Here is a 25,949-nt window from a genome sequence, read left to right on the forward strand (position 1 = left end):
ATATGGGCGTTAGTTCGGGTGTCGGAGAGTGTGAGGAAGGCGTAGTGTTCGAGGACGTCAGCGGGCGCGAGTGGGCGCCGGCGAACAGCCACGACCTCGGGAGAGAGACGGCATGGACCGCGGGACGGTCGGCAGCGCACAGTCTGGCCGGCTTCTGGTCGAGGTACGGCGGGAGGGTTCCAGCGCCGTCGTGACTCCGGCGGGTGAGCTGGATCACCACACCGCCGATCTGTTGCGTGAGCCACTTGAGGACTGCCTCGCGAAGGGTCTCGCGCGGCTGGTCGTCGACTGTGCTCGGCTGGAGTTCTGCGACTCCACCGGCCTCAATGTGCTGCTCGGTGCCCGCCTGAAGGCGGAGGCCGCCGGCGGCGGGGTGCACCTGGCCGGAATGCAGCCGGTTGTCGCACGGGTGTTCGAGATCACGGGCGCGGACGCGGTGTTCACCGTGCACGAGTCGCTCGCCGACGCCCTCGCTGATCAACCTCCAGAGTCCTCCTAGCTTTCCCACGCGCTCCTTTCAGGGGGGTGTTCTGTCGGTTCCACCGGGCAGGAGTCATCCTGAATATGCACACAAGGACGTGCGTAAGGAACTGTGTGGAATGACGACCGTGTACGTGAACTGGTGAATCGGTGAGGTGAAGCGCTGATGAGCACCACCCGGCCCGACTCGCCGGGCTCTGCGGAGTCCCCGGAGTCCCCCGAGCCCAGCGGCGCTTCCGGGGGTCGCCAGACCCGCAGCCTGAGTTTCGACGGCGAGAGCGGTGTCGTTCCGCTCGCCCGTGACTTCGCCCGGCAGGCGCTGTACGCGTGGGGCTGGCTGCCCGCCGCGACCGCCGACCGGCGGGCCGCCGCCGAGGACGTCCTGCTCGTCGTCTCCGAACTCGTCACCAACGCCTGTCTGCACGCCGAGGGCCCGGACGAGATGTGGATCACCTGCGACAACAAGGTGATCCGGGTCGAGGTCGCCGACCGGGGCACGGGCCAGCCCGCCCCGCGCACCCCGCACAGAGCCGGGCGCCCGGGCGGCCACGGCATGTTCATCGTGCAGCGGCTGTGCCTGGACTGGGGGGTCGTACGGACCCCGGGCGTCGCGGGCAAGAAGGTGTGGGCGGAGCTGGGCGCTCCGGCGTAGTTCCCGCCGATGTGGCGGCAAAGCATCGCCGGGATCCGGTCGATTTTCCGCCGATCCGGCGTGCGCTGTGTCTTCCTTCTCCTGGTTCCCGGGCGTACCTTGACGGCCGATCCGCGATCTGATGTGCCGTCAGAAATGCTGACAGGACCGCCAGGAATGGGGGACGACGATGTCGTACCACCGGACATGCCGCCGCACGCACCCGAAACGAAGCGCCGCGCTCGCGTCCGTCGCGGCCCTGGCCGGATCGGCGGTGCTGCTGGCCGCCCCCGCCGCCCGCGCCGACGTCGTGGACGTCAACTACCAGTGCAAGACGCCGATCGGCGACAAGAGCGCGCTCTCGCCCATCGACATCAAGGCGGTGGAGAGCGACGGCGGCTACGAGGTCACGATGTCCTGGCAGAAGGGCGTCTCGTCCAGCCCGGTGGAACTGGGCAAGGGCGCGATGAACCCGAGCGCCACGATCAAACTGGGCGGCGCGGACAGCGGCACGCTGAACGTCAGCGGCCCCGCGAACGCCGAGGCGGTACCCGCCAACACCCCCATCAAGATCAGTGACTTGAGCGGCACGTACAAGCCGTCGAAGAACGGCAAGGTCACCTTCACGGCCGGCGTCCTCACCATCAAGGCCCTCGGTACGACCACCACGTGCACGCCCACCAACAACCCGGGCCCGTCCCTGACACTCGACGTCACGGGCGCCTCGGACGGCGGCAGCACGGGCGGCAGCACCGGAGGTACGAGCAGCACCGGCGGTTCGGACGGCGGCGCCGAACTCCCGCAGACCGGCCCCGAGGACTCGATGATCGCGCTGGGCACCCTCGGCGGCACGGTCCTGCTCGCGGGCGCGGCGGGCACGCTGTGGCTGACGCGCAGGAACCAGACGGCACGGGACAAGCAGGCAGTACGCCGCTGAGGCACGCCCAGTCGACCACGGGAGCCGCCGATGCGTGCCGTCCTCTGTCTCTCCTTCTGCCTCGTCGCCCCGCTGCTGTGGGCCTCGTCGTCCACGGCCACGGCCGACGAGAGGCAGGACGGCTGGTCCGCCGCGCCCCTGGGCACCGGCCGGCCGTACTTCTACGCCGAGGGCACCCCCGGAACGGTCCTCCAGGACACGCTCTCCGTCCGCAACCCGACGGACCGGGTCCTCAACGTACGTCTGTCCGGCGGCAGTTGGATCACGCTCGCCGCCCCCGAGGTCGACGTCCCGGCCCGCACCCGCGCCGACGTGCCCTTCACGGTGCGCATCCCCGACGGCACCCCTCCCGGCGACCGCACCGCCACGATCACCGCCCGCGCCTCGGGCCGGACCGCGACGGTTCGTGTCCAACTCCGGGTCGGGGGACCCCGGTTGCCCGCGCTGACCGTCGAGCACGTGCGGGTGCGCGGTGACCGTATCGCGTACGAGCTGGTCAACCGCGGCACCACCGACCTGACCCCGACGCTCACCGTCCGCGCGGACGGTGTCCTCGGCCCCCTCCTCGACCGGCCGCCACGCACCCTCCCCGTACGTCTGCCCCCGGGCCGGCGTCTCGCCCTCACCGAACCCTGGCCCGGGCGCCCCGAGTTCGACGCGGTCGACGTACGCCTGACGGTCACGGCGGCGGACGGGACGGTACGCGCCGAGGCGGGCACGTCGGCACGGTTCGTGCCGTGGGGCGGGGTGGTCGGAGGCGTGGGGGTGCTGGTGGCGGGGGGCGCCCTGCTGGCCGTACGACGGCTCGGGCGCCGTAGGAGCGACGGACGGCCGGGCGGACGTGCGGAGTTGGCGGAGGAGCTGACGGGGGCGATGACGTGAAGCGGCGGATTCCCGCACTGGTCGCGGCGGCGCTGGCGCTCGCCTTCCTGTTCCCCCTGTCGCTGCTGCCCACGACCGCTGCGGCAGCCGACGGGCCGACCGTCAAGGTCTCCAAGGCGCAGGCGGGGACCGGGGGTTCGATCATCGTGACCGGGACCGGCTGGCGGCCCAGGACGCTGCTGATGATGCTGATCTGCGGCCGGTCCGAGCCGGCCCGGGGAGTGATCGGCGGCACCAACTCCTGTGCCAACGCGGACGGAAGAGCCGTCACCACGGACACGCAGGGGGCCTTCAGCCAGAGTCTGCCGGTGGTCGAACCGCCGGTGCCGTGCCCCTGCGTGGTGCATGTGGCGACGGTGACCGGCTCGGCCGACGCGGCGGCCGACGCGGTGTTCAAGGTGGCGGGCCACCCGGTCGAGCCGCTGCCCGAATCGGACGGCACCGGACGTCTTTCGGTCCTCACGGACCCCCGGCTCGACGGTTCGAGCGGACTGCTGACCTGGTTCGGGGCGCCGCCCACCCGCACCCTCGTCCTCACCCTCGGCAACCTCGGTACGGCGGCCGTCAAGGACCCGGTCTTCCAGGTCGGCACCTCCCACGGGGTGTTCGCCCCGCAGTGGGACGAGCAGCAGTGGCAGGGCACGATCCAGCCCGGCCGGAAGGCACGCGTCGAGCTGCCGGTCGCTCTGGCGGGCGGGGCGCACGGCGACTACTCGGTCTCGCTGAAGTACGACGGCAAGGTGCTCGCCGAGCAGCCCTGGGGCGTGGGCCGGCCATGGGGCGTGAGCCTGTTCTGGGTCCTGGCCGGAGTCGTCGTACCGGCGGCGCTGTTCCGCGTCGGGATGGCGGTGGTGGACCGGGTACGGCCACGCGGGCCGGGCGGACAGCACGCGGTACGTCATGGCCGGGGGCCGCGAAGGCTTCGGCTGCCCGAACTGACCCTGCGTATGCCGAAGGTGGGCGAGCGGGACAGCAACTCCCCACCCGTGGGCGCCTCTTCGACCCTGCCGTGGTTCACCCCGGACGCGGACCCCGGCGCGGTCCCGGACCCGCGCACGGATGCGGACGCGGATGAGGACGCGGACACGCACCTGAATCTCGACGACCTCGACAACCTCGACGATCTCGACCCGGGCACGGACGAGGGCACTCCGGCGACGAACGCGATGAACACGACGAACTCGAAGGGGAACACGTGAGAACGCAACGGAGACGGAGCGCGGGTGCGGCAGGGGCCCTGTTGCTGCTCGGCGGAGCGGGCGGTGTCCTGCTGGGCATGGCCGCGGCGGGGCCCGCCCAGGCGGCCGAGGTGTCGTACGCGACCAGGTGCGTGCCGCCGGCGGCCTCCGGCCTGGACCCCGTCAACGGCACCACGAAGGTGGAGATCACCGCGCCCGCGACGGCGAAGGTGGGCGACGAGGTGGACGTGGTCTGGAAGTTCACCCAGGCCGCGTCCAAGAACCCCGACCTGATCGACCTCCCCGCCAACTCGGTCCAGCCGAGCGGGGTGTTGAAGGCGGGCGGTGCGCAGAGCGCCGACGTCGCGATGGTGGGCCCGCGCGAGAACCCGGCGATCCCCAAGGGCGGGGCGATGGTCCTGTCCGACATGAAGGGCAAGGTGAAACTGACGACGGCGGGAGACGTGACGTTGACGCCGGACGCCTACACGATCAACGCCTTCGGGACGGACACGAAGTGCGCGCCGACGGAGACGGTCCAGCCGTCGGTGACGATCAAAGTGACGGCGGGGGAAGGCAGTTCACCGACCCCGACCCCGACGACATCGACGACACCCTCGTCCTCACCCACGCCGACCGACTCCGAGTCCCCGAGCCCCAGCCCGACCGACTCGGCCGAGGAGAGCGAGTCGCCGAGCGGCTCGGCGAGCCCGACGGACGACGGTCAGACGGACTTCACCGGGAAACTCGTGCAGGTCCCGTACAAGTGCGTCACGCCCATCGGCGACAAGGACGTGACCTCCCCCATCCAGATCAACGCCAAGAAGAACGGCGGGAGTTACGACCTCACGGTCCAGTTCAAGGGCTCGGTGATGGACAGTCCGGCGGACCTCCCGGCGGACTCGGTGAAGCCGTCCATGGAGGTCGTCCTGGGTGGGTCCGACACGGGCACGGTCCATGTCGAGGGCCCGGCCAACACGGAGCCGATCAAGACCGGCGACGCGATGACGATCTCCGACATGACGGGCACCTACAAGCCGGGCGCGACCGGTGAATCGACCCTGTCCCCAGGCGTGTTGACGGTGAACGCCCTCGGCACGACGACCACCTGCACCCCGACCCAGAACATGGTCTCCCTGACCCTGGACACGGAGGAACAGGCGAGCGGAGCGTCCGGCGGCTCGTCGACGTCGGGCGGCACGACGTCCGGCTCCGGCGGTACGTCGACCAGCGGCGGCCTCGCGAACACGGGCGCCGAGAACAACGGCGCCCTGAAGGCGCTCGGGCTGGTGGCCGGTACGGCGGTACTGTTGGGCGTGGCGGTGTTCACGTTCATGCCGGGGCGCCGGCGCCTGCGCTGACCGGCGGCGACGTCAGGACCCCGCTCCGGAGCATGTCACCGGGCGGGGTCCAGCCGGAGGGGTGGACCCCGCCCGGCGCGGTGTCAGGGCGCGCACTCCCGCACATGCCGGCCATGCTCGCTCAACTCCCGTTCACAGTCACCGACTTCACCCGTACGCCCGGCCTCCCGTGCCGCGTCCCGCTGAGCGGCCAGCGCCTCGCACACGTCGCAGGGCGCCACCTCCGCCCCGGCGGGCACCGGCGTCATGCCGACCACCTGGCGAGCGCTGCTTCCAGCGACCGCAGGACCTCGCGGGTGGGCGCGGCCCAGGCGCCGGGCGCGGGAACGGACGTGGGGACGGGGGCGACGCGGTGGGCGGCGGTGGCAGGAACGCGGCGGGGGAGCAGGGGGAGGGTGGTCGTCGTCATGCGGGTTCACTCCTCGGGTGGGCGGTACCGGCGAATGCCTGGGCCACGAGCATGACGCCTGAACCGGGCGAAAACGTCGCGGACAGGGCCGGGTTGACACGTTCGGCGGGGGGCGCATTTCCGGACGCCCTCGCCCGCCGACCGACGTACGGCCAGAACGGCCGGGGCCGCCGCGCCCGTCCGGACACGGCGGCCCCGGCCGCGTACAGCAACCGCTACAACCAACCGACGAACACCGTCAGTTGACCCTTAGGTAACGCTGCCCATCAGCTGCTAGTTGACGCTGCCCATGAGCTGCTTGACCTTGCCGCGGTACGACCACACCGCCGCGCCCGCGACCACCGCGAGCACCGCCTCCAGGGCCACCACGCCCATGCGGTCGAGGTTGACGCCCGCGACCGAGAGCAGGCCTGTCGTCGCGTCGCCCGCCGTGACCGCCAGGAACCAGACGCCCATCATCTGGGAGGCGTACTTCGCCGGGGCCATCTTCGTCGTGACCGACAGGCCGACCGGGGAGAGGGTCAGCTCGCCGACCGTCTGGACGAAGTAGATCGCCACGATCCACATCGCCGCCGCCTTGTGACCGTCCCCGGCGATCGACAGCGGCGCCAGGAAGAGGAAGAACGAGGCGCCGACCAGGACCAGGCCCGACGCGAACTTCACGATCGTGCTCGGTTCCTTGCCCATCCGGTTCAGCGCCAGCCAGAACCAGGCGAAGACCGGGGCCAGCGCCATGATCAGCACCGGGTTCACCGACTGGTACCAGGAGACCGGGAACTCCCAGCCGAGGACGGTGTTCTCGGCCTTGCCGTCGGCGAAGATCGACAGGGTCGTGGCGCCCTGGTCGTAGATCATCCAGAACACGGCGGCGGCGACGAAGAACCAGATGTACGCCGACATCGACGACTGCTCGGCCCTGTTCAGGTCCTTGTCGCGCTTGATGCGGGCCAGCACGACCACCGGGACGATCAGGCCGAGCAGGATCAGCGGGACCATGACCCAGTTCAGCGTGTAGTGGCCGGAGAAGCCGACGAACGCGTAGAACACGGCCGCGATGCCCGCCCAGACCGCCGCCTTGCGCAGCGTCGCGGACTTCTCCGCGGCGGACAGCGGGGTCGGGACGACGCTGGAGCGCGCGTCCAGGTGACGGCTGCCCAGCAGGAACTGGGCGAGGCCGAGGGCCATGCCGAGCGCGGCGAGGGCGAAGCCCAGGTGCCAGTTGACCTTCTCGCCGATCGTGCCGATCACCAGCGGCGCGGCGAACGCGCCCGCGTTGATGCCCATGTAGAAGACGGTGAAGCCGCCGTCACGGCGCGGGTCGTCCGGGCCGTCGTACAGATGGCCGACCATGGTGGAGATGTTGGCCTTCAGCAGACCCGAGCCGATCGCGACGAGTCCGAGGCCCGCGTAGAAGGTGCCCGCCGTGGGCAGGGCCAGCGTCAGATGGCCGAGCATGATGATGCCGCCGGCCACGGCGACGGTCTTGCGGGGGCCCCAGACCCGGTCGCCGAACCAGCCGCCCGGCAGGGCGAGCAGATAGACGAGCGAGACGTAGACGGAGCCGATCGCGGTCGCGGCCGTCGCACTGAGGTGCAGGCCGCTCGGGGCGATCAGGTACAGGGGGAGCAGTGCCCGCATGCCGTAGTAGGAGAACCTCTCCCACATCTCGGTCATGAAGAGCGTGGCCAGTCCGCGGGGGTGGCCGAAGAAGGACCGTTCGAAACCGGGGGTACCCGAGGTAAGGGATTCCTTCGTCAGGCTGGACGCCATGGGTCGTTCCTTGCTGGTCGGGACGCACAAAAAAGACCTTCGGCAGAAAATTCGCCAAAGGTCCCCAGGTGCCGTTAAGAGCAGCTGTCACCATACGGCAGTTCACTGTGGCAAATGGAAGGACTTGAGACGCGGATCACAGGTGATGGGTGATTTCCAGCCACTTATTCGAAGGTAAGAGACAGGATCTCATCACAGAGACACAGGTCCGCGCGGCGGTGTCCGGCGTTCACCGGCCGCTTCGCGCGAGGTGATCTCGTCCTGGCGTCCGAAGGTAAGAATCAAGAACGCCTGGTCACACCCCAGACGGTGTCCAGGGCGGTCTACCATCAGTTCATGACCCGTGTACTGCTCGCTGAGGACGACGCGTCCATCTCGGAGCCGCTGGCCCGCGCCCTGCGCCGGGAAGGTTACGAGGTCGAGGTCCGCGAGGACGGCCCGACCGCGCTCGACGCCGGCATCCAGGGCGGTATCGACCTGGTCGTACTCGACCTGGGACTGCCCGGCATGGACGGCCTCGAAGTGGCCCGCCGGCTGCGTGCCGAGGGACTGACCGTCCCGATCCTCATCCTGACCGCGCGCGCCGACGAGGTGGACACCGTCGTCGGCCTCGACGCGGGCGCCGACGACTACGTCACCAAGCCCTTCCGGCTCGCCGAACTGCTCGCCCGTGTCCGGGCCCTGCTGCGGCGCGGCGCCGCCGAGCCGCAGCAGCCGCCCGCCACGCACGGCGTGCGGATCGACGTCGAGTCGCACCGGGCGTGGATGGGCGAGGAGGAGCTGCAGCTGACGGCGAAGGAGTTCGATCTGCTGCGGGTGCTGGTGCGGGACGCTGGGCGGGTCGTGACCCGCGACCAGCTGATGCGTGAGGTGTGGGACACGACGTGGTGGTCGTCGACCAAGACGCTCGACATGCATATCTCGTGGCTGCGGAAGAAGCTCGGTGACGATGCGGCGAATCCTCGGTACATCGCTACTGTCCGGGGCGTCGGTTTCCGGTTCGAGAAGAGTTAGCCGACTACGCGCGTAACGTCCTGGCGGCTTGTGCGTCGTGCGCGGCTGCCGGCCGGTGGGGGCTTGTCGCGCAGTTCCCCGCGCCCCTGGAACGCCCCTGACGGGGCTGCTCCAGGGCGCACGCCATCGGCCCGGAGGGCACCTTGCGTCGTCGTCTCATCCAATCCACCCTCGCCGTTGTCCTCGTCGTGATTGCCGTGTTCGGGGTGTCTCTCGTCATCGTCGAGACGCGGACGATCAGTGCCAGTGCGCAGGAGCGGGTGGATTCCGAGGCTGTGCGGCTGGCCAGCATTGTGGACAGTCGGATCCTCGGGGACGAGCAGATCAACTCCAAGGTGCTCGGCGGCCTGGTCACCGGGGACCGGTACGCCGTGGTGCGTATTCCCGGGCGGGCGGCGATCGAGGTCGGGGACAAGCCCGTAGGGGACGTCATCTCGGCCGAGGAGGACGGCGAGGAGGGTGAGACCGTCCGGGTCGAGGAACCCCGCTCCTCCGTGACCCGCGAGGTCGGCCGCACCCTGCTGATCATCGGCGCCGTCGCGCTGCTCGCCGTCATCGCCGCCGTCCTGCTCGCCGTACGGCAGGCGAACCGGCTGGCCTCGCCGCTCACCGACCTCGCCGAGACCGCCGAACGCCTCGGCTCGGGCGACCCGCGCCCCCGGCACAAGCGGTACGGCGTCCCGGAGCTGGACCGGGTCGCGGATGTGCTGGACGGCTCGGCGGAACGTATCGCCCGGATGCTCACCGCTGAACGCCGGCTGGCGGCCGACGCCTCGCACCAGCTGCGTACGCCCCTCACAGCGCTCTCCATGCGCCTGGAGGAGATCACCCTCACCGACGACCCGGACACGGTGAAGGAGGAGGCCACGATCGCGCTGACGCAGGTCGAACGCCTCACGGACGTAGTCGAACGGCTCCTGACCAACGCCCGCGACCCGCGCACCGGCTCCGCCGTCTCCTTCGACCTCGACGAGGTCATCCAGCAGCAGCTCGCCGAGTGGCGCCCCGCCTACCGCAGCGCGGGCCGGGCCATAGTCAGCTCGGGCAAGCGGCACCTTCAGGCGGTGGGCACACCGGGCGCGGTCGCCCAGGTACTGGCCGCCCTGATCGAGAACTCCCTCATGCACGGCGGCGGCACGGTCGCCCTGCGCACCCGTGTCATCGGCAACCAGGCCGTGATCGAGGTCACAGACGAGGGCCCCGGCGTCCCGGCCGACCTAGGCGCCCGGATCTTCGAGCGCGCCATCAGCGGCCGCAACTCCACAGGCATCGGCCTAGCGGTAGCCCGCGACCTGGCAGAAGCCGACGCAGGCCGCCTGGAACTACTCCAACAACAGCCCCCGGTCTTCGGCCTCTTCCTGTCCAGAACCCCCCTGAAAAAGCCCCAGGACGGCGAGGAAGAACGCACGGTCAGGTAGACGCCCCAAAGGGGCGCGGGGAACTGCGCGACCAGCCACGACGGCGCCGCACCGAACCAAACCCCTCAACCCACCCGCTGCGGTCCTTAGGGGTGCGAGGAACTGCGCGACCAGCCACAACGCCGCCGCACCGAACCAAACCCCTCAACCCACCCGCTGCCGCTGACCCCGCCGCCCAGGAATCGCCCCACCCTCGGGGAGCTCCTCCAAGAACGCCTCCGCACTGGCCACAGCCTCCCGCGCCGGCAGCGCACGGAACACCCACGTCCGGTACGACCAGAACCGGAACAACGTCGCGACCCCGATCCCCACGAACTTGAACACGTTGCTCTGCAGCGGACTGTCCAGCCCGAAGCCGTACGTCGCCGCGTACAGCACCCCGTTCTCGATGACCAACCCCACCGCACTGAACAGCAGGAACAGCGTCAGTTCCTTCGTACGACCGCTCTTGTCCCGGTCCCGGTAGGTGAAGTACCGGAAGCCGATGTAGTTCGTGCAGATAGCCACCACCGTGGCGACCACACTCGCCCGGACCACCTGGAGGTCGGTCGTGTGGCGGACCAGGTTGAACACGAGCAGGTTGACGAGAAGCCCCGCCGTGCCCACCGCCCCGAACTTCGCGACCTCGGCCGCGAACTGGTCGAAGCGGCGTCGTACGGCGCCCGGGGGCGTCGTACGACGCCCGTCGGAACCACGTTTGGAACCACGTTCCATGGTCTGTCGGCCCCCGTCTGTGGGATCGCCCTGTGGGATTTCGTCAACCCAGCCATGCTAACCACCCCCTCTGGGGCTCGCCTGTGTGTACGGGGTCACAGGCGTGTAATCAGGCCGCGGCGGCCGGGCCGATACTCTTGGAGGGTGACGTTCCCGGTAGTCGGCATGGTCGGCGGGGGGCAGCTCGCTCGTATGACACACGAGGCGGGCATCCCGCTCGGCATCAGGTTCAAGCTCCTCAGTGACACCCCGCAGGACTCCGCTGCGCAGGTCGTCGGCGATGTCGTCATCGGCGACTACCGCGACCTGGAGACACTGCGGGCGTTCGCGCAGGGCTGCGATGTGATCACTTTCGATCACGAGCACGTCCCGACCGAGCATCTTCGGGCCCTGGAGGCGGACGGTATCCCCGTCCGCCCCGGCCCCGACGCGCTCGTGCACGCCCAGGACAAGGGCGTGATGCGGGCGAAGCTCGTCGAGATCGGGGTGCCGTGCCCACGGCACCGGATCGTGACGGACCCCGCAGACGTCGTCGCCTTCGCGGCCGAGAGTGGGGGAGGCTTCCCGGTCGTCCTCAAGACGGTCCGCGGCGGATACGACGGCAAGGGCGTGTGGATCGTCCGGTCCGAGGCGGACGCGGCCGACCCCTTCCGGGCCGGCGTCCCGGTCCTGGCCGAGGAGAAGGTCGACTTCGTACGGGAACTCGCGGCGAACGTCGTCCGCTCCCCGCACGGTCAGGCGGTCGCGTACCCGGTCGTCGAGTCGCAGCAGGTCGACGGCGTGTGCGACACCGTCATCGCGCCGGCGCCCGGCATAGACGAGGAGCTGGCCCTCCAGGCCGGGGAACTGGCCCTGCGCATCGCCAAGGAACTCGGCGTGGTCGGCCATCTGGCGGTCGAGCTGTTCGAGACCCAGGACGGCCGCATCCTCGTCAACGAACTGGCGATGCGCCCGCACAACTCGGGCCACTGGACCCAGGACGGCGCGATCACCAGCCAGTTCGCCAACCACGTCCGCGCGGTCCTCGACCTCCCGCTCGGCGACCCGCGCCCGCGCGCCAAGTGGACGGTCATGGCGAACGTGCTGGGCGGCGACTACCCCGACATGTACTCCGCGTACCTGCACTGCATGGCCCGCGACCCCCAGCTGAAGATCCACATGTACGGCAAGGACGTGAAGCCCGGCCGCAAGGTGGGCCACGTCAACACCTACGGCGACAACCTCGACGACGTGCTGGAGCGCGCCCGTCACGCAGCCGGCTACCTGAGAGGCACGATCACCGAATGAGCCCCGTTGCAGACCCCGGTGCGGGCCCCGTCGTGGGCATCGTCATGGGTTCGGACTCCGACTGGCCCGTCATGGAGGCCGCCGCCCAGGCCCTGGACGAGTTCGAGATCGCGTACGAGGTCGACGTCCTCTCCGCGCACCGCATGCCGCACGAGATGATCGCGTACGGCGAGCAGGCCGCCGAGCGCGGCCTCAAGGCGATCATCGCGGGTGCGGGCGGCGCGGCCCACCTGCCCGGCATGCTCGCGTCGGTGACCCCGCTCCCGGTGATCGGCGTCCCGGTTCCCCTCAAGTACCTCGACGGCATGGACTCGTTGCTGTCGATCGTGCAGATGCCGGCGGGTGTGCCCGTCGCGACGGTCTCGGTCGGAGGCGCCCGCAACGCGGGCCTGCTCGCGGCCCGCATCCTCGCCTCGCACGACGAGGAACTCCTCGGCCGGATGCGGGAGTTCCAGCAGGAGCTGAACGACCAGGCAACCGAGAAGGGCAAGCGGCTGCGCGCCAAGGTCGAGAGCGGCGCGGGCAACGGCGGCGGCTTCGGCTTCGGGAAGTGACGTCCGTGACCTCCCTGGAGGAAGCCCGGGAACTGCTGCGGGAGTTCCCGGTCGTCGACGGCCACAACGACCTCCCGTGGGCGCTGCGCGAACAGGTCCGCTACGACCTCGACGCCCGCGACATCGCCACCGCCCAGAACGCCCACCTGCACACCGACCTCCCGCGCCTTCGCGAGGGCGGGGTCGGCGCGCAGTACTGGTCGGTGTACGTCCGCTCGGACCTGCCGGACGCGGTGCCCGCGACCCTCGAACAGATCGACTGCGTACGTCAGTTGATCGCGCGGTACGGGAACGAGCTGCGGCCCGCTCTGACGGCCGCCGACATGGAGGCGGGCCGCCGTGAAGGCCGTATCGCCTCCCTCATGGGCGCGGAGGGCGGTCACTCGATCGCCAACTCCCTCGGCACCCTGCGGCAGTTGTACGAGCTGGGCGTGCGCTATATGACCCTCACCCACAACGACAACGTGGCGTGGGCGGACTCGGCGACCGACGAGCCGGGCGTCGGCGGTCTGTCGGAGTTCGGCCGCGAGGTGGTCCGGGAGATGAACCGCCTCGGCATGCTGGTCGACCTCTCGCACGTCGCCGCTACGACGATGCGGCACGCGCTGGACACGTCGGTCGCGCCGGTGATCTTCTCCCACTCCTCCTCGCGCGCGGTGTGCGACCACCCGCGCAACATCCCGGACGACGTACTGGAACGCCTGCCCGTCAACGGCGGGATGGCCATGGTGACCTTCGTACCGAAGTTCGTCCTCCAGGCCGCCGTCGACTGGACGGCCGCCGCGGACGACAACATGCGCGCCCACGGCTTCCACCACCTCGCCACGACCCCCGAGGCGATGAAGATCCACCAAGCCTTCGAGGAGCGGAACCCCCGCCCGATCGCCACGGTCTCGACGGTCGCCGACCACCTGGACCACATGCGCGAGGTGGCCGGAATCGACCATCTGGGCATCGGCGGCGACTACGACGGCACGGCGTTCACCCCGGACGGACTGAACGACGTCTCCGGCTACCCGAACCTCATCGCGGAACTCCTCGACCGGCGCTGGTCGAAGAGCGATCTTGCCAAGCTGACCTGGGGGAACGCGGTACGGGTGCTGGGGGCGGCGGAGGATGTGGCACGGGAGGTGCGGGAGAGGCGGGGGCCGTCCAACGCCACGTTGGAGGGGCTGGACGGCTGAGGGGTGGTCCAACCCCTCAGAACGCGCCAGAGAGACGACTGTCTGTTGAACCGTGGCCACAACGGGTAAAGAACCGTAGGCGCGTTCAGCGTTTCTCGGAGCGGGGCGAGAGTTGGAGGGGGCGGCGTTGGCTGGGGATCGGGGTGCCGTCGTCTGGCGGAAGAGCAGCTACAGCGCTAACCCGGAGCCGAACTGCTGCGAGGTTGCCGTGCTCCCTGGGGTGGTGCGGGTGCGTGATTCGAAACGACCGGACAGCACGTCAGTGAGCTTTACAGCGGATACCTGGAGAGCGGCGATAGCGTTGTTCCTCGCCCAGGACACCGCAGACGGGGACCACATGTGACGTGCGGGTGAAGCAGACCGAGTACGGGATGTGAGATGAGCGGCGAACGCCGACAGCAGACGGTGACCAGGTATCACGGGCTGGCCGGGTACTGCGTGGTGACCGGTGTGCTCGCCATGGCTGCCGGGGCGGGCGTCTCACTGCTGGGCGGAAGTCCGTGGATGCGGCTCGTGATGTGGCTGGCGGTGCTGCTCGCGGTGTCCGCGGCGGCGGGCTGGTGGTGGGTGCGCTCACCGGCTACGGCCCGCCACTGGACGGTGGATCTTCTGGTCCGTCCGGCAGCGAGGAACATACCGTCTCGAAGGTCATGACGAACGCCCAGATCGTGAGCGGCCCACCGCCGAAGGCGACAATCAGACAGAACCAGGGCGGTACGCCCATCCCGATGCCGGCGAAGGCCACCAGAGTGAGAGTGGCGGAGGAGAACACGACCAGGGCGGCGAGGTTGCGCAGGAGTCTGATCGTGTCGTCAACGTCGGCCCGCCCGCGTCCGCGCTGGGGACCGGACGAACGGGCAGGCCTTTCGTCGGCAGTGGCTCCCGACTCCAGGAAGATGTTGTAACTGGGCCCGGGGCGGCGAGAGCGGCCGGGATCCAACTCCGGTCCCTTGCACTCGTCGTCGCTGGTCATGGTGTCCCCCGGGCCTAAGCGCACACTGACTGGATGTCAGGAGCGGTGGATGTTTTCGATCAGATCGTCGAAGAGCGCCATCGTGTCCTCCTCGGTGAGTGCCTTGTTCTGCAGATCCTCGAAGCACTCCTGGTAGCGGGCGACCAGTTCCCTGTCGTCCCTGTTGGTGAGCGTGCCGCCGGGGCCGGCGACATACACGACGTCCTCGTCGTCGCGGAAGCCCAGAAGGGTGAAGCTGCTGTCCAGGCTGGCGTGCGCGCCGGCGGTGAGGGGCAGGGTTCGCAGGATGGCGCGCTGATCGGTGACGAGGCTCTTGAGGAAGGCCAGTTGGCGCCGCATGGTCGCCGGGCCGCCGATCTGGCGGCGCAGGGCGGCCTCGTCCAGGATCATCTCGACTCGGGGGCCGTCCTCCTGGAGGGCCCTCTCCTGCCGGGCCAGCCGCAGGTCGATGAGTTGCCTGGCCTTGGCGACGGGCTCACCGACCTCGAAGAGGGCGCTGATGTAGTCCGAGATCTGCAACTGGCCCGGAATGAGACTCGGGTGGTATCCCCGGATGACGTTCGCCGCGCTTTCGTAGCCCAGATATTGGTTGAACGGCTGGCTGATGACGTCGTTGTACGCGGACCACCAGGACTGCCCCTTGCTGCCTCTGGCCGCCTCCTCCAGGTCCGCGACCACCGCGGGGTCATCCACGCCGTACTCGAGGAGCATCGCGCGCAGGTCCGTGACGGACAGACTGACCGTGCCCGCCTCGATGCGGATCAGCTTGGACAGCGACCACTCGAGCGCGTCGGCCGCGTCGCGCTGCGTCAGACCGCGTTTGTCGCGGGCTGTCTTCAGCGCCAGTCGCAGCTTGCGGCGATTGAGACTCGGGTCCACGGCCGTGGGCATGATGCTCCCTAAGAATTTTGACAGCGGCGTTTAGGCACCTGTCGTGCCGAACCTTTCATCGTTGGTAGGTCGACTAGCGTTACGTCAACCAGCGCACTTCGAATCGGCGTCACTCAGATGGATGTAAGCTTGCCGCTGCCATTCTTAATGGGCGTACCCAAACGACACCTGTCTAATCGACGGGAGCTGTTGGCGACTGCCGAAGTTGTGCAGGTCACATGGAGGCCAGCGACGGGTGTGGCGTGTGGTGCGAGTGAGGCAGGTGTGGCGTGGACCGAAGCGAGCGCTGGTCCCGGCGTACCCCCGAACGCCCCGCCCACCAGGAAGCCCCCTCGCCCCCGTGCGACGGTGACCGTATTGCGATCACGAGGTAGATCACGACGTACGGAGCCCGTCATGGCCGACCTACAGGACGAACTGCAAGCCACAGCCGAGGTCGGGGACCTCGACCCGCGTCTTCCCCCGCCCGTCCCCTTGCCGGAGCCCGACGACGACACAGCGGCGGAGGCCGGCTTCCGGCCCGTCTCCGACCCGGACGCCGACCCCCTCGACCGCGCCCACACCATCCTCGCCGCGCACCCCGTCGCCGACGGCTACAGCGGGCTGCCCTGGGCGCTCAGGCACCTGCCCTGGTACGACCTGGAGCTGGGGGAGAGCACCGTGGACACCGATGTGCCCCGGATGCGGCGCGGCCATGTGGGCGCGCTGTTCTGGGCGCTGCACCTGCCGGAGGGGCTCACCGGCGACCGGGCCGTCGGCGCCACCCTGGAGCAGCTGGACCTGGTGAAGACGGTGGCCCGGAGCCACCCCGAGGGGCTACGGCTCGCGGGCACCGCGGGACAGGTCACCGACGCCCGCAACTGCGGCCGGGTCGCCGTCGTGCTCGGGCCCGCCTCGGCCGCCGCCCTCGACGACTCGCTCGGCATCCTGCGCGTCCTGCACTCCCTGGGCCTGCGCGTGCTCACCCTCGCCGGTACGTCCTGGGCGAGCGAGGCCGGGCTCACCCGGTTCGGCGAGGAGGTGGTCCGCGAGATGAACCGGCTCGGCGTGCTGGCCGACCTCTCGGGCGCCTCCGCGGCCACCATCCACCGCGCCGTCAGGATCTCCAAGGCGCCGGCCCTGTGCACCCGCTCCGCCGCCCGCGCCCTGCGCCCCCACCCCGCCAACCTGCCCGACGAGGCGCTCGCCGAGCTGGGCGCGGCCGGGGGCCTGTGCCTGGTGCCGCTGACGGCCGAGCAGACCGGACCGTCCGTCCGTGACGTGGCCGACCATCTCGACCACGTCCGTGCGGTCGCGGGCCCGGAGTGCGTCGGCCTGTCCGGCACGTACGACTCCGGCAGCGCCCACCCGCAGGAACTCGGCGACGCCTCCTGCTACCCGAACCTGATCGCCGAACTCCTGCGCCGCGGCTGGACCGAGCCCGACCTGGCCCTCCTCACCTGGGGAAACGTCCAACGCGTCCTGCGCAACGCCGACTTCACGGCCAAGGCGGCCCAGCAGCGCCGGGAGCCGTCGACGGCACGGATCGCGGAACTGGACGGCTGACCCGCCTCGGCGGCCTACGGGCTCAGGGGCGCTCGATCCGGCAGAGGCAGAACGGATGCCCTGCCGGATCGGCGTACACCCTGAAGTCCCGCTGCCCGTCCTGGTCGTCCAGGTCCAGCGGGCGGGCGCCCAGCGCCAGGACCGCCTCCTGTGCCGCGTCCAGCTCCGCCCGGGTGGACCCGGCGTCCAGGTCGAGATGGAACTGCTGGGAGCTGTGGTCGGCCCGCGGCCACTCGGGCGGGGAGTACCCGGGCGCCCGCTGGAAGGCCAGCCGCGGCCCGCCGGGGACGTGCAGTACGACCCACTCCGGGTCCTCGTCCGCGGGCGTACCGCCGACGACATCCGCGTAGAAACGGGCCAGCGCCCGCGGGTCCGGGCAGTCGACGACGACGGTACGGAAACGGGCCACGGGTGTCCGGGCTGTCATGGGCTCCTCCGGTCCTTACGCCTCTTTACGTCTGTTCGGCTGTTCAGCTCACGCAGAGGCAGAACGGGTGCCCCGCCGGGTCCGCGTAGACACGGAAGGAGCGGGCCCGGTCCTCCGTCTCCAGCGGCTTCGCGCCCAGCGCGAGCACCTCCCGCTCGGCCGTGTCCAGGTCGGCCACGGTCACGTCCAGATGGAACTGCTGCGAGGCGTCGGGCGACGGCCACTTCGGCGGTACGTGGCCGGGGGCGGCCTGGAAGGCCAGCGTCGGCCCGTCAGGGAGCCGCAGGTCGATCCAGTCCTCCTCGACCTCGGGCGTGCCGCCCAGCAGCGCGGAGTAGAACGCGGCGAGTGCACCGGGGTCGGGACAGTCCAGGACGACGGCGCCGAACTTGGCGATGGGCATGACTTCCTCCGTTGGTTGCCTTCTCTGTTACCTGTTGATGCTGCTCATCAGGTAACGGTCACACGCTAGCGGTTACCGCATGCCCATGCCTAGGAGGTAACGTCACCTGTGTGAGTGAGAACGCGTCCGCGCCCGGGGGACTGGCCCTCGTGGAGGCCCTGGTGAACACCCGGGGCCTGGAAACGGGCTGGGACGGGCTGGACACCGTCGCGGGGCGTGTCGCCTTCGGTATCGAGGGGATCGGTGAGCCGGAACTGGCGGTCGTGAAGGAGCTGCGGGAGTCCCTGCGGGCCGTCTGCCTGGCCCACGCCGGACATCCACCGCACGACACCGTCACGCCCCTGGGTCAACTGCTCTCCCGCGCACCGCTGTTGGTCACCGTCGACGACCAGGACGGCTCGGCCCGGCTCGCCGCCGCCGACGAGGGCCCGCTGCTCTCCCGCGTCGCGGCGGCCGTCGCGGAGGCGCTCACCGACGGCACCTGGCTGCGCCTCAAGGCCTGCGAACTCCCCGAGTGCCACTGGGCGTACTACGACCGCAGCCCCGCCGGGAGGCGCCGCTGGTGCTCCATGTCGGTGTGCGGGGCGCGCGCGAAGATGCGGCGGTATCGCGCGAAGTAGGCTTCTGGGCGCAGGAGTTCGATCGCGACGGCGATCACGCGGCGACGGAACGGAGCCCCCTGTCATGCCGAAGCCTGGTAACCCTGATCCCCGTGACGTTCTCGTCCGCTATCAGCAGGCGATGCTCGACTGGTCCGCGGACGACCTGGCCGACCTGTACGCGGTCGACGCCGTCCATGAGTTCCCGTTCCTCTTCCCCGGCATGCCCGAGCGCTACCAGGGCCGCGAAGAGGTCCGCGCGGGATACCGGGCGGCCTGGGGCGCGAGCCCGGCGCGGCCGAAGGAGATCCGTGACGTCGTCGTCCACGACAGCACGGACCCCGAGGTGATCACCGTCGAGCAGGTCGTCACCGGGACCGTGACCACGACCGGCCGCCCCTTCAGCTTCCCCGGCCTGCTGGTGATCCGGGTCCGCGACGGCCTGATCGTGCATGTCCGCGACTACATGGACGGACTCCGCGTCGCGCACACGATGGGCCGTCTGCCGGCTGTGGCCACCAGTCTCGGCGACGGCTCCTCCCGCTCCTAGGCAGGCTCAGCTCTCGGCCCCGCCGCCCTTCCCCCGCGGCGCGGCGGCCCGTGAACCCACCAGCAGCAGGCACAGTACGGCGATCCCGGCGACGATCCCCGTCAGGAGCAGCAACGGGTCCAGCGGCCGTACCGAGGCGACGGTGGCGGTGGAGGTGGCGGGCTGCTGGGCGGGCTGGGCCTGGGGAGCCGTCCCGGCCGGCGGCGCGGTTGTCGGTGCGGTGGGCGTCGGTGAATCCCCGCCGGGGCTCTTCGCCGCCGCCGAGGACGCGGTCGTGCGGTTCGATGCCGTCGACCGGCTCATACCGGTCCCGTTCCCACTCCCGGTGCCTGTCCCGTGGTGCTCCGATTCAGATCCCGAGCCCGAGGTGGGTTCCGTGTGGGTGTGGGAGTGCGTCGGGGCCGCCGAGGTCGCGGGGGCCGGTGCCTGGACCGTGATTCCGGCCGTCATGTTCGGATGGACGGTGCAGTAGTAGGCGTACGAACCGGCCGTCGTGAAGGTGAAGCTCCAGCTCTCGCCCTTGTCCAGCATGGGGGAGTGGATCTGGACCGGGCCCGAGGTGGTCTTCACGTCGTGCGGGGCCGTGTCCTGGTTGGTCCAGGTCACCGTGGAACCGGCGGGGACGGTCAGGGTCGCGGGGGCGAAGGCGTACCCCTGCATGGTGACCCGGTAGGTGGCCGCCGAGGCCTGTCCGGGCAGGGCCAGCAGGAGGGCGACGAGGGTCAGTACGGGGACCAGGGCCGCCCTGCGCAGCGGCCTGCCCGCCGTCCTCACGCGAACTCCGCGGCGACCAGCAGCCGCAGCCGGGTCGCCGGGCGAGGCAGCCGGCCGGGCCGGAACCCGGTCGCGCGGCGCAGGAGACGGTACGGCAGCCGGGCCGTGCCCACGACGAGCAGGCGGTCGTCGGCGCGCTCGACGACCCGGAGGCGCAGCAGGGCGGGGAAGCGGACGCCCCGCAGGATCAGGTCGCCGGTGAGCTGCAACTTCCGTCCGCCGTCCAGGAGTTCGACGGTGTCGGAGGCGAGGACGGTGGTGCCTCTGGCCCGGTCGAGGTCCCCGAACTCGAAGCGGAGCGTGGGGGATTCGGGCTCGGCGAGCAGGTCGGGGTCGGGTTCGGGCACGGTCAGGGAGGCGTCGGTGAGGGTGACGCGTCGGCGGTGGGTGGGCAACGGGCCGTACCAGGTGGTGAGTTCGACGAGCGAGCGGTCGGGGGCCACGGCGTACCGGCCGGGAAGCGGCAGTACGGCGGCGGTGGCGGTGGGCAGGGTGACGGTTGTCATCCCGGGTCTCCTTGGAAAGCGGTTCCCGAAGTGTGGCGGGGTTGTGGAGAATGGGGCAGGCGCCGGTCCGGCCGACTGAGCCTCGGCCGGACCGGCGTCCCTTTTCTCGCGGTGAGCCCTGGGGCGAGCCCTGTCAGCAGCTGCCGGTGAGGAAGTCCTCGGTGGGTGCGAGCAGGTGCTCGGCCCAGACCGTGTGCATCTTCACGTAGCTGTCGACGTCGAGCAGATCGGTGATCTGCTGCCCGAGCGACTCCTCCAGGTGTGCCGAGTTGATGTGGTTCAGCAGCACACTGAGCGTGTCGTCGAGGACCGTGCCGCCGCCTTCGAGGGCGGGCGTCAGGATCGTCTCGAGCCACACCGTGTGCAGCTTGATGTACGAGTCCAGCGCGAGCGCGTCCTGCACCTGCTGACCCGGAGACCGCTCCAGGTGCGCGGCGTTGATGTGCTGGAGGATCGGCAGCAGCACGTCCTGGACGCTGGCGCACTGCTCGTCGCCGCCGTCACCGCCCCCGGGACCGCCGGTCGTACCTCCGGTGCTGCCGCCGGTCGAGCCGCCCGTGGTGGTGCCCCCGGTGGTCGTCCCACCGGTGCTGCCGCCGCCCGAGTCCGAGCCGCCGGTCGTACCTCCGGTGGTGGTGCCGCCGGTGGAACCACCCGTCGTACCGCCGGTGGAACCACCCGTCGAGCCCCCTGTGGACCCACCCGTGGTGCCGCCCGTCGAGCCGCTGTCGGCCGCGACGACCTTCACCGACGCGACCATGTCCGGGTGGACCGCGCAGTAGTACTCGTACGTGCCGGCCGTGGTGAAGGTGTACGACCAGGAGTCGCCCTGCGCCAGCGTGCCCGAGTCGAACTTCTTCGGGCCCTTGGTGGTGGTGACCGTGTGCGGCACGCTGTCGTGGTTGGTCCAGCGCACGGTCTCGCCGACCTCGACGACCAGCTGCTTACCGTCGCCGAACTTGTTGTTCATGATGTCGACCTGTTGGTCGGGCGCCGCTGCGGCGGCCTGCCGTACCTCGGCCGCTGCGGCTGCGGGCGCCTGAGCCGCGCCCGCCGCCGTGTCCGAGGTGGTGGTGGCCGTGGTGCTGCCCGAGGCCGCCTGGAGCAGACCCAGGCTGAGCACGGCGGCGAAGGCCGCGCCGAGCCCCGCGACCAGCAGGGGCCGGTTCCCGGCGGGCGACCCGCGACGCGGTGCGCGCTCGCCGGCCCCACCGGTTTCGTCGGTGCGTTTCAAAGCAACTCCTAGATTTTCAGGGAGAGTTCACTGGCCGGGATCGGCAGTGACCAGCAGACTCGTCACGGCGAGCACGACGAGGACGAGCCCCGTCTCCGCCGCGACCGAGTAACCGAAGGGCCGCACGGTGGCGGCGTCGCCGCGCAGCAGCACGGCGAGATCGAGGCGGGTGCGCACCCACTGGCGGCTGCACTGGGCGGCCAGCAGGACACCCCCGAGCACGGCGGTCTTGACCAGCAGCAACTGCCCGTACGAGGTGTGCAGCAGGGCGTCGTACGACCCCACGACCTGCCACGCGAGCACCAGCCCGGCGACGGCGATCGCGGCGACCGAGAAGGCGGCGAGCCGCGAGTAGCCGGGCACCACCGCCGCCAGTTCGACGGGCTCGCGGCGCGGCAGCACGGCCACCGTCAGCATGACCAGCCCGCCGATCCACAGGGCCGCCCCGAGCAGATGGACGAGGTCGGCGACCGCACCCCAAGTCGGTTCGCCGCCCTCGGAGTTGTGCCCGCGCATACCGGTCGTCCGCAGCAGCCCGAGCGCCACGGCGAGGGCGCCCACCCGCCAGCCGGGCGAGCGGGAAGTGGCGGCCCCGCCCTGCAACAGCGCGCTCAGCACGACGGCCGCGAGCACCCACAACAGCCCGCGCGCGGCGAGCGCGACTCCGGCTTCGGTGGTGAGCACTTCGGTGTACGACGCCGGGCGCAGCGCGTCGCGCAGGCCGCCGAAGGAGACGTACGCGCCCTGGAGCCCGATGGCCGCGACCGTCGACAGCAGCCCGCACACCCAGGCCAGCGTGAGCAGCGCCCGCGCCCGGGCCGCCTCCGCGCCGCGCGGCCACAGCAGCGCGACGAAGGCGAGCCCGCCGACGAACACGGCCAGCGCGAGATACCCGGTCCAGCGAGCGGCGACGAGGCCCTTCCGCACCAGGGGCGAGGGGGAAGGTGCAGATGCGGCTGCGGCCTCGTCGCCGCGGTCCTGGGCGCCCGCCGTACTCGCCGTCGAACCCGCCGCCGTACTCGCCGCCGTACCGAAGGCGAAGGTGAGCCGGCCGGAGGAGGCGTGGCCGTCCTCCATGTCGACGACCGACCAGACGACGAAGAGCGTGCCGTTCGCCGGGCTGCCGGTGGCGATCCGTACGGTGTCGGCGCCGGTGTGCGGAGGGCGCGTGACCGGGAGACGGTCGCCGGCGGGGGTCATGGCGCGTACGTCGGCGAGGTCGACGGGCTCGTCGAACGTGAGGGTGAGGTGGTCGGGGGCCTTGGCGAGCTTCGCGCCGTCCTTCGGGACCGAGCGGACCAGCTCGGTGTGGGCGGCGGCGGGGGTCGCGCCGACGACCAGGCCGCAGAGGAGCGCGGCGAGGAGGAGCGGGAGGAGGCTGCGGAGGCGGGTCACGGGGTGGCCTCCGGCAGCGGGGACGCGGAGGGGGAGGACGAAGCGGAGGGAGAGCCGCCGAGCAGGGAGGAGAGAGGGGCGAGCCCGATGCACGGGGAGGCCGTCGGTTCGGGCGTCTCGTCGGCGTCCGTGCCGTTGAGGAGGCCGAACAACGGCTGGGTGATGCCGGTGAGGAGCGGTGCCACGAGCCGTACCTCGCCGTCGGCGCAGGTGGCGTCGTCGGTGGGCGGCCCGGAGTCGGACGGGGACGGGGAGGGGGAGGAAGCGGGAGGGGAGGTGGGCGTCGAGGGCGGGACGGGGGAGGTGCCGTGCCCGGTATGACCCCCGTGACCGGCGGTGCCGTCGCCGGAGCCGGTGCCCGTGTCGCCGTACACCGGCAACTCCCCGCTACCGACCGGCACTTGGCCCGTCCAGCCGCTGCCGGTGTCTCCGCCCCCGCCCATGTCCATGCCGCTGCCCGGTGCCTGGGCGCCCGAGTCGCCCGGGGCGGTGTTCGGCGGTGCCGTGGCCGCGGGGAGCGGCGACGGGGGAGCGGCGGCCTCGGCGGCGCCGGAGGCCGTGGAGGCGCCGATGCCCGACGCGTAGCCGAGCACGATCACCACCGCCCCGACGAGGGCCCCCGCGACGAACTCGTCACGGTGGTCCCTGGGCCACTCCGCCCTGCGGAACACGGGCATGGTCACACTCCCTGGCATGGTCCGGTCATTCCGGTCGGTGAATGCGGACCATTGGAGGGCGGTGCGGATTCCGCTTGGCTACGCGCCAGTTAACTGCCTGTTGCCCACCTCTCTTTCGGGGGTGTTCCCGCTGTGAGATGGGTCGAGAACGCTGTCAATACGCGCAATGCGATCGTGAAGAATCAGCGCAGACGGAACGGCAATTCCCACACATTGCTCGAATGGAATTCGAATCAGTTCTGGGGATTTCGGGGAGACGGCATATGCCGCCAGGTCGCGGGCCCGTCGCACCTTGGGCCCCGGTCGGCCGCCGGGGCTGAATCGTGCTGGGTCGCCCGGGGGCGCGCTTTATTGCGACCCTCCCGGACACGACGATCACCCCGGAATTTACCAACCGTTGGGAATTCGGCGAAGCCCGGAATTCCGTGCGACCGCGAAAAACCCGATCAGTGAACGTCATGAACGTCAGGCGGTAGGGCGCCCCATAGCCCGGTAAGTCCACCCGGCCCGTCGCCACAGCTCCGGGTCGAGGGCGTTGCGCCCGTCCAGGATCAGCCGGTGGGCCACCGCCTCGCCCAGCGCCGCCGGGTCCAGCTCGCGGAACTCGCGCCACTCGGTCAGGTGGAGTACGGCATCGGCGCCCCGTACGGCCTCCAGGGCCGTGTCGGCGTACGCGAGCGTCGGGAAGACCCTGCGTGCGTTGGCCATGCCTTTCGGGTCGTACACCGTCACCTGGCCGCCCTGGAGGTGGATCTGCCCGGCGACGTTGAGGGCCGGCGAGTCACGGACGTCGTCCGAGTCGGGCTTGAAGGTGGCGCCGAGCACCGCGACCCGCTTGCCGAGGAAGGGGCCGCCGCCCAGCGCCTGCCGGGCCAGCTCCACCATCTGGCCGCGCTGGCGCATGTTGATCGAGTCGATCTCGCGCAGGAAGGTCAGCGCCTGGTCGGCGCCCAGCTCACCGGCGCGCGCCATGAACGCCCGGATGTCCTTGGGCAGACAGCCGCCCCCGAAGCCGATCCCGGCCCGCAGGAACTTCTTGCCGATCCGGTCGTCGTACCCGATCGCCTCGGCGAGCTTGGCCACATCCCCGTCGGCGGCCTCGCAGACCTCCGCCATGGCGTTGATGAACGAGATCTTGGTGGCCAGGAAGGAGTTCGCGGAGGTCTTCACCAGCTCGGCGGTCGGGAAGTCGGTGACGACGAACGGCGTCCCCTCCTCGATCGGCGTGGCGTACACCTCGCGCAGCAGCTTCTCGGCCCGCTCGCTGCGGACGCCCACCACGAGCCGGTCGGGGTGCAGCGTGTCCTGGACGGCGAAGCCCTCGCGCAGGAACTCCGGGTTCCAGGCCAGCTCGGCGTCCGCGCCGGCGGGTGCGAGCCCGGCGATCGTCCGGGCCAGCCGGTCCGCCGAGCCGACGGGCACGGTCGACTTGCCGACGACGAGGGCGGGGGCGGTGAGATGCGGGGCCAGGGACTCGATCGCGGTATCGACGTACGACATGTCACTGGCGTACTCGCCGTGCTTCTGCGGGGTGTTCACGCAGACGAAGTGGATGTCGCCGAAGGCGGCGACCTCGGCCCAGTCCATGGTGAAGCGCAGCCGCCCGGTGGACCCCTCGATTCCGGCGACATGCTTGCGCAGCAGCTCGTCGAGCCCGGGCTCGTACATGGGGGCCTGCCCGCGCCGCAGCAGGTCGATCTTCTCCTCGACGACATCCAGCGCCAGCACCTCGAAGCCGAGTTCGGCCATGGCGGCGGCGTGGGTGGCGCCGAGATAGCCGGTGCCGATCACGGTGATCTTGAGAGCCATGGCTCGCTCCTGGAGTGTGGGCGGGACGTGCGGCACATGTCGAACGTGCGATGGACGAGCATAGTCGGGGCGTTTCGAGGCCCCTCACCGGGCAGATTTCCCCCGTGTTCTCCCCCTGTCGCCAAGCTCACGTATCACTCACGTGGACAGACCCCTAAAATTTGGTTACCGAGCGTGTTACTTAACGGTAGTTAGCGTCAGTCATACAGTTGCAGCGTCTTTGGAGCGTGAGAGACCTTGGCCGGATCGGCTGATTTCGACCTGTACCGCCCGTCCGAGGAGCACGACATGCTCCGCGACGCGATCCGCTCCCTGGCCGAGGCGAAGATCTTGCCGTACGCCGCGGC

General features: G+C 70.6%; 29 protein-coding genes. 15 read left to right on the plus strand and 14 right to left on the minus strand.

The window, feature by feature from the left end; genetic code table 11:
* Window positions 1-112 precede the first annotated feature (112 nt).
* The 6 genes from ACWDR4_RS40625 to ACWDR4_RS40650 all read left to right on the plus strand — a co-directional run bounded on the left by ACWDR4_RS40625 (window position 113) and on the right by ACWDR4_RS40650 (window position 5,469).
* Complete coding sequence (locus ACWDR4_RS40625) at window positions 113-499, plus strand: STAS domain-containing protein (protein WP_450416025.1); 387 nt, start codon at window positions 113-115, stop codon at window positions 497-499.
* 147 nt (window positions 500-646) lie between these two features.
* Window positions 647-1,132, plus strand: coding sequence for an ATP-binding protein (locus ACWDR4_RS40630; RefSeq protein WP_389352782.1), 486 nt, complete (start codon window positions 647-649; stop codon window positions 1,130-1,132).
* Between the two features lie 169 nt (window positions 1,133-1,301).
* Complete coding sequence (locus tag ACWDR4_RS40635) at window positions 1,302-2,048, plus strand: LPXTG cell wall anchor domain-containing protein (protein ID WP_450416026.1); 747 nt, start codon at window positions 1,302-1,304, stop codon at window positions 2,046-2,048.
* A gap of 30 nt (window positions 2,049-2,078) precedes the next feature.
* Window positions 2,079-2,930, plus strand: coding sequence for a hypothetical protein (locus ACWDR4_RS40640; protein WP_450416027.1), 852 nt, complete (start codon window positions 2,079-2,081; stop codon window positions 2,928-2,930).
* Window positions 2,927-4,129, plus strand: a complete 1,203-nt coding sequence (locus tag ACWDR4_RS40645) for a hypothetical protein (RefSeq protein WP_450416028.1) — start codon at window positions 2,927-2,929, stop codon at window positions 4,127-4,129. Before ACWDR4_RS40640 ends, ACWDR4_RS40645 begins: the two co-directional genes overlap by 4 nt.
* Before the next feature lie 44 nt (window positions 4,130-4,173).
* The gene (locus tag ACWDR4_RS40650; protein WP_450416064.1) at window positions 4,174-5,469 is read left to right on the plus strand and encodes a hypothetical protein; all 1,296 of its coding nucleotides are present in this window, start codon (window positions 4,174-4,176) and stop codon (window positions 5,467-5,469) included.
* A gap of 83 nt (window positions 5,470-5,552) precedes the next feature.
* Here ACWDR4_RS40650 and ACWDR4_RS40655 read toward each other — a convergent pair whose 3' ends face one another.
* The 3 genes from ACWDR4_RS40655 to ACWDR4_RS40665 form a co-directional block, all read right to left on the minus strand.
* Window positions 5,553-5,717: a hypothetical protein gene (locus ACWDR4_RS40655; protein WP_450416030.1), complete on the minus strand. Its 165-nt coding sequence runs from the start codon at window positions 5,715-5,717 to the stop codon at window positions 5,553-5,555.
* Complete coding sequence (locus tag ACWDR4_RS40660) at window positions 5,714-5,878, minus strand: hypothetical protein (protein ID WP_450416031.1); 165 nt, start codon at window positions 5,876-5,878, stop codon at window positions 5,714-5,716. Before ACWDR4_RS40660 ends, ACWDR4_RS40655 begins: the two co-directional genes overlap by 4 nt.
* Before the next feature lie 273 nt (window positions 5,879-6,151).
* Window positions 6,152-7,648 carry an oligopeptide:H+ symporter gene (locus ACWDR4_RS40665; RefSeq protein ID WP_450416033.1) on the minus strand — a complete coding sequence of 499 codons (1,497 nt, stop codon included), beginning with the start codon at window positions 7,646-7,648 and terminating at the stop codon, window positions 6,152-6,154.
* Between the two features lie 336 nt (window positions 7,649-7,984).
* Between ACWDR4_RS40665 and ACWDR4_RS40670 the strand changes: the two genes are divergently transcribed.
* Window positions 7,985-8,662, plus strand: a complete 678-nt coding sequence (locus tag ACWDR4_RS40670; RefSeq protein ID WP_318320350.1) for a response regulator transcription factor — start codon at window positions 7,985-7,987, stop codon at window positions 8,660-8,662.
* Between the two features lie 143 nt (window positions 8,663-8,805).
* A complete protein-coding gene (locus ACWDR4_RS40675; RefSeq protein WP_450416034.1) occupies window positions 8,806-10,080 on the plus strand; it encodes an ATP-binding protein in 1,275 nt (424 codons plus the stop codon).
* Between the two features lie 144 nt (window positions 10,081-10,224).
* Here the strand turns inward: ACWDR4_RS40675 and ACWDR4_RS40680 are convergent, their stop codons facing one another.
* Window positions 10,225-10,794: a GtrA family protein gene (locus ACWDR4_RS40680; protein ID WP_450416036.1), complete on the minus strand. Its 570-nt coding sequence runs from the start codon at window positions 10,792-10,794 to the stop codon at window positions 10,225-10,227.
* A gap of 144 nt (window positions 10,795-10,938) precedes the next feature.
* Here ACWDR4_RS40680 and ACWDR4_RS40685 point away from each other — a divergent pair, with 144 nt between their 5' ends.
* The 4 genes from ACWDR4_RS40685 to ACWDR4_RS40700 all read left to right on the plus strand — a co-directional run bounded on the left by ACWDR4_RS40685 (window position 10,939) and on the right by ACWDR4_RS40700 (window position 14,162).
* Complete coding sequence (locus tag ACWDR4_RS40685; protein ID WP_450416037.1) at window positions 10,939-12,081, plus strand: 5-(carboxyamino)imidazole ribonucleotide synthase; 1,143 nt, start codon at window positions 10,939-10,941, stop codon at window positions 12,079-12,081.
* Window positions 12,078-12,635 (plus strand): 5-(carboxyamino)imidazole ribonucleotide mutase, encoded by a 558-nt coding sequence (gene purE, locus ACWDR4_RS40690; protein ID WP_450416038.1) that lies wholly within the window; start codon window positions 12,078-12,080, stop codon window positions 12,633-12,635. The genes ACWDR4_RS40685 and purE overlap by 4 nt, the downstream gene beginning before the upstream one ends.
* Window positions 12,636-12,640: 5 nt before the next feature.
* On the plus strand, window positions 12,641-13,819 hold the full coding sequence (locus ACWDR4_RS40695) for a dipeptidase (RefSeq protein WP_450416065.1): 1,179 nt from the start codon (window positions 12,641-12,643) through the stop codon (window positions 13,817-13,819).
* A 127-nt stretch (window positions 13,820-13,946) separates the two neighbouring features.
* The gene (locus ACWDR4_RS40700) at window positions 13,947-14,162 is read left to right on the plus strand and encodes a DUF397 domain-containing protein (RefSeq protein ID WP_450416039.1); all 216 of its coding nucleotides are present in this window, start codon (window positions 13,947-13,949) and stop codon (window positions 14,160-14,162) included.
* 237 nt (window positions 14,163-14,399) lie between these two features.
* Here the strand turns inward: ACWDR4_RS40700 and ACWDR4_RS40705 are convergent, their stop codons facing one another.
* Complete coding sequence (locus ACWDR4_RS40705) at window positions 14,400-14,792, minus strand: hypothetical protein (protein WP_450416041.1); 393 nt, start codon at window positions 14,790-14,792, stop codon at window positions 14,400-14,402.
* A gap of 36 nt (window positions 14,793-14,828) precedes the next feature.
* Complete coding sequence (locus tag ACWDR4_RS40710; RefSeq protein WP_450416042.1) at window positions 14,829-15,683, minus strand: helix-turn-helix domain-containing protein; 855 nt, start codon at window positions 15,681-15,683, stop codon at window positions 14,829-14,831.
* A gap of 396 nt (window positions 15,684-16,079) precedes the next feature.
* On the opposite strand from ACWDR4_RS40710, the gene ACWDR4_RS40715 reads away from it, so the two are divergent.
* Window positions 16,080-17,228, plus strand: coding sequence for a dipeptidase (locus ACWDR4_RS40715; RefSeq protein ID WP_450416043.1), 1,149 nt, complete (start codon window positions 16,080-16,082; stop codon window positions 17,226-17,228).
* Window positions 17,229-17,250: 22 nt separating this feature from the next.
* Here the strand turns inward: ACWDR4_RS40715 and ACWDR4_RS40720 are convergent, their stop codons facing one another.
* A complete protein-coding gene (locus ACWDR4_RS40720; protein ID WP_450416044.1) occupies window positions 17,251-17,655 on the minus strand; it encodes a VOC family protein in 405 nt (134 codons plus the stop codon).
* A 43-nt stretch (window positions 17,656-17,698) separates the two neighbouring features.
* Window positions 17,699-18,058, minus strand: coding sequence for a VOC family protein (locus ACWDR4_RS40725; protein WP_450416045.1), 360 nt, complete (start codon window positions 18,056-18,058; stop codon window positions 17,699-17,701).
* A 110-nt stretch (window positions 18,059-18,168) separates the two neighbouring features.
* Between ACWDR4_RS40725 and ACWDR4_RS40730 the strand changes: the two genes are divergently transcribed.
* On the plus strand, window positions 18,169-18,678 hold the full coding sequence (locus ACWDR4_RS40730; protein ID WP_450416046.1) for a CGNR zinc finger domain-containing protein: 510 nt from the start codon (window positions 18,169-18,171) through the stop codon (window positions 18,676-18,678).
* 64 nt (window positions 18,679-18,742) lie between these two features.
* Entirely contained in the window at window positions 18,743-19,207 is a 465-nt protein-coding gene (locus tag ACWDR4_RS40735; RefSeq protein WP_450416048.1) for a nuclear transport factor 2 family protein, read from the plus strand.
* A gap of 6 nt (window positions 19,208-19,213) precedes the next feature.
* On the opposite strand, the gene ACWDR4_RS40740 is transcribed toward ACWDR4_RS40735, so the two are convergent.
* The 6 genes from ACWDR4_RS40740 to ACWDR4_RS40765 all read right to left on the minus strand — a co-directional run bounded on the left by ACWDR4_RS40740 (window position 19,214) and on the right by ACWDR4_RS40765 (window position 25,602).
* The gene (locus ACWDR4_RS40740; protein ID WP_450416049.1) at window positions 19,214-19,981 is read right to left on the minus strand and encodes a cupredoxin domain-containing protein; all 768 of its coding nucleotides are present in this window, start codon (window positions 19,979-19,981) and stop codon (window positions 19,214-19,216) included.
* Window positions 19,978-20,487, minus strand: coding sequence for a hypothetical protein (locus ACWDR4_RS40745; protein WP_450416051.1), 510 nt, complete (start codon window positions 20,485-20,487; stop codon window positions 19,978-19,980). The genes ACWDR4_RS40740 and ACWDR4_RS40745 overlap by 4 nt, the downstream gene beginning before the upstream one ends.
* Window positions 20,488-20,620: 133 nt before the next feature.
* On the minus strand, window positions 20,621-21,721 hold the full coding sequence (locus ACWDR4_RS40750; protein WP_450416052.1) for a cupredoxin domain-containing protein: 1,101 nt from the start codon (window positions 21,719-21,721) through the stop codon (window positions 20,621-20,623).
* 27 nt (window positions 21,722-21,748) lie between these two features.
* Window positions 21,749-23,116: a copper resistance CopC/CopD family protein gene (locus ACWDR4_RS40755; RefSeq protein ID WP_450416053.1), complete on the minus strand. Its 1,368-nt coding sequence runs from the start codon at window positions 23,114-23,116 to the stop codon at window positions 21,749-21,751.
* Window positions 23,113-23,793 (minus strand): hypothetical protein, encoded by a 681-nt coding sequence (locus ACWDR4_RS40760; protein ID WP_450416055.1) that lies wholly within the window; start codon window positions 23,791-23,793, stop codon window positions 23,113-23,115. Before ACWDR4_RS40760 ends, ACWDR4_RS40755 begins: the two co-directional genes overlap by 4 nt.
* Window positions 23,794-24,258: 465 nt before the next feature.
* Complete coding sequence (locus ACWDR4_RS40765) at window positions 24,259-25,602, minus strand: UDP-glucose dehydrogenase family protein (RefSeq protein WP_450416056.1); 1,344 nt, start codon at window positions 25,600-25,602, stop codon at window positions 24,259-24,261.
* Window positions 25,603-25,949 lie beyond the last annotated feature (347 nt).

It is taken from the genome of Streptomyces sp. NPDC000878, assembly GCF_053599695.1.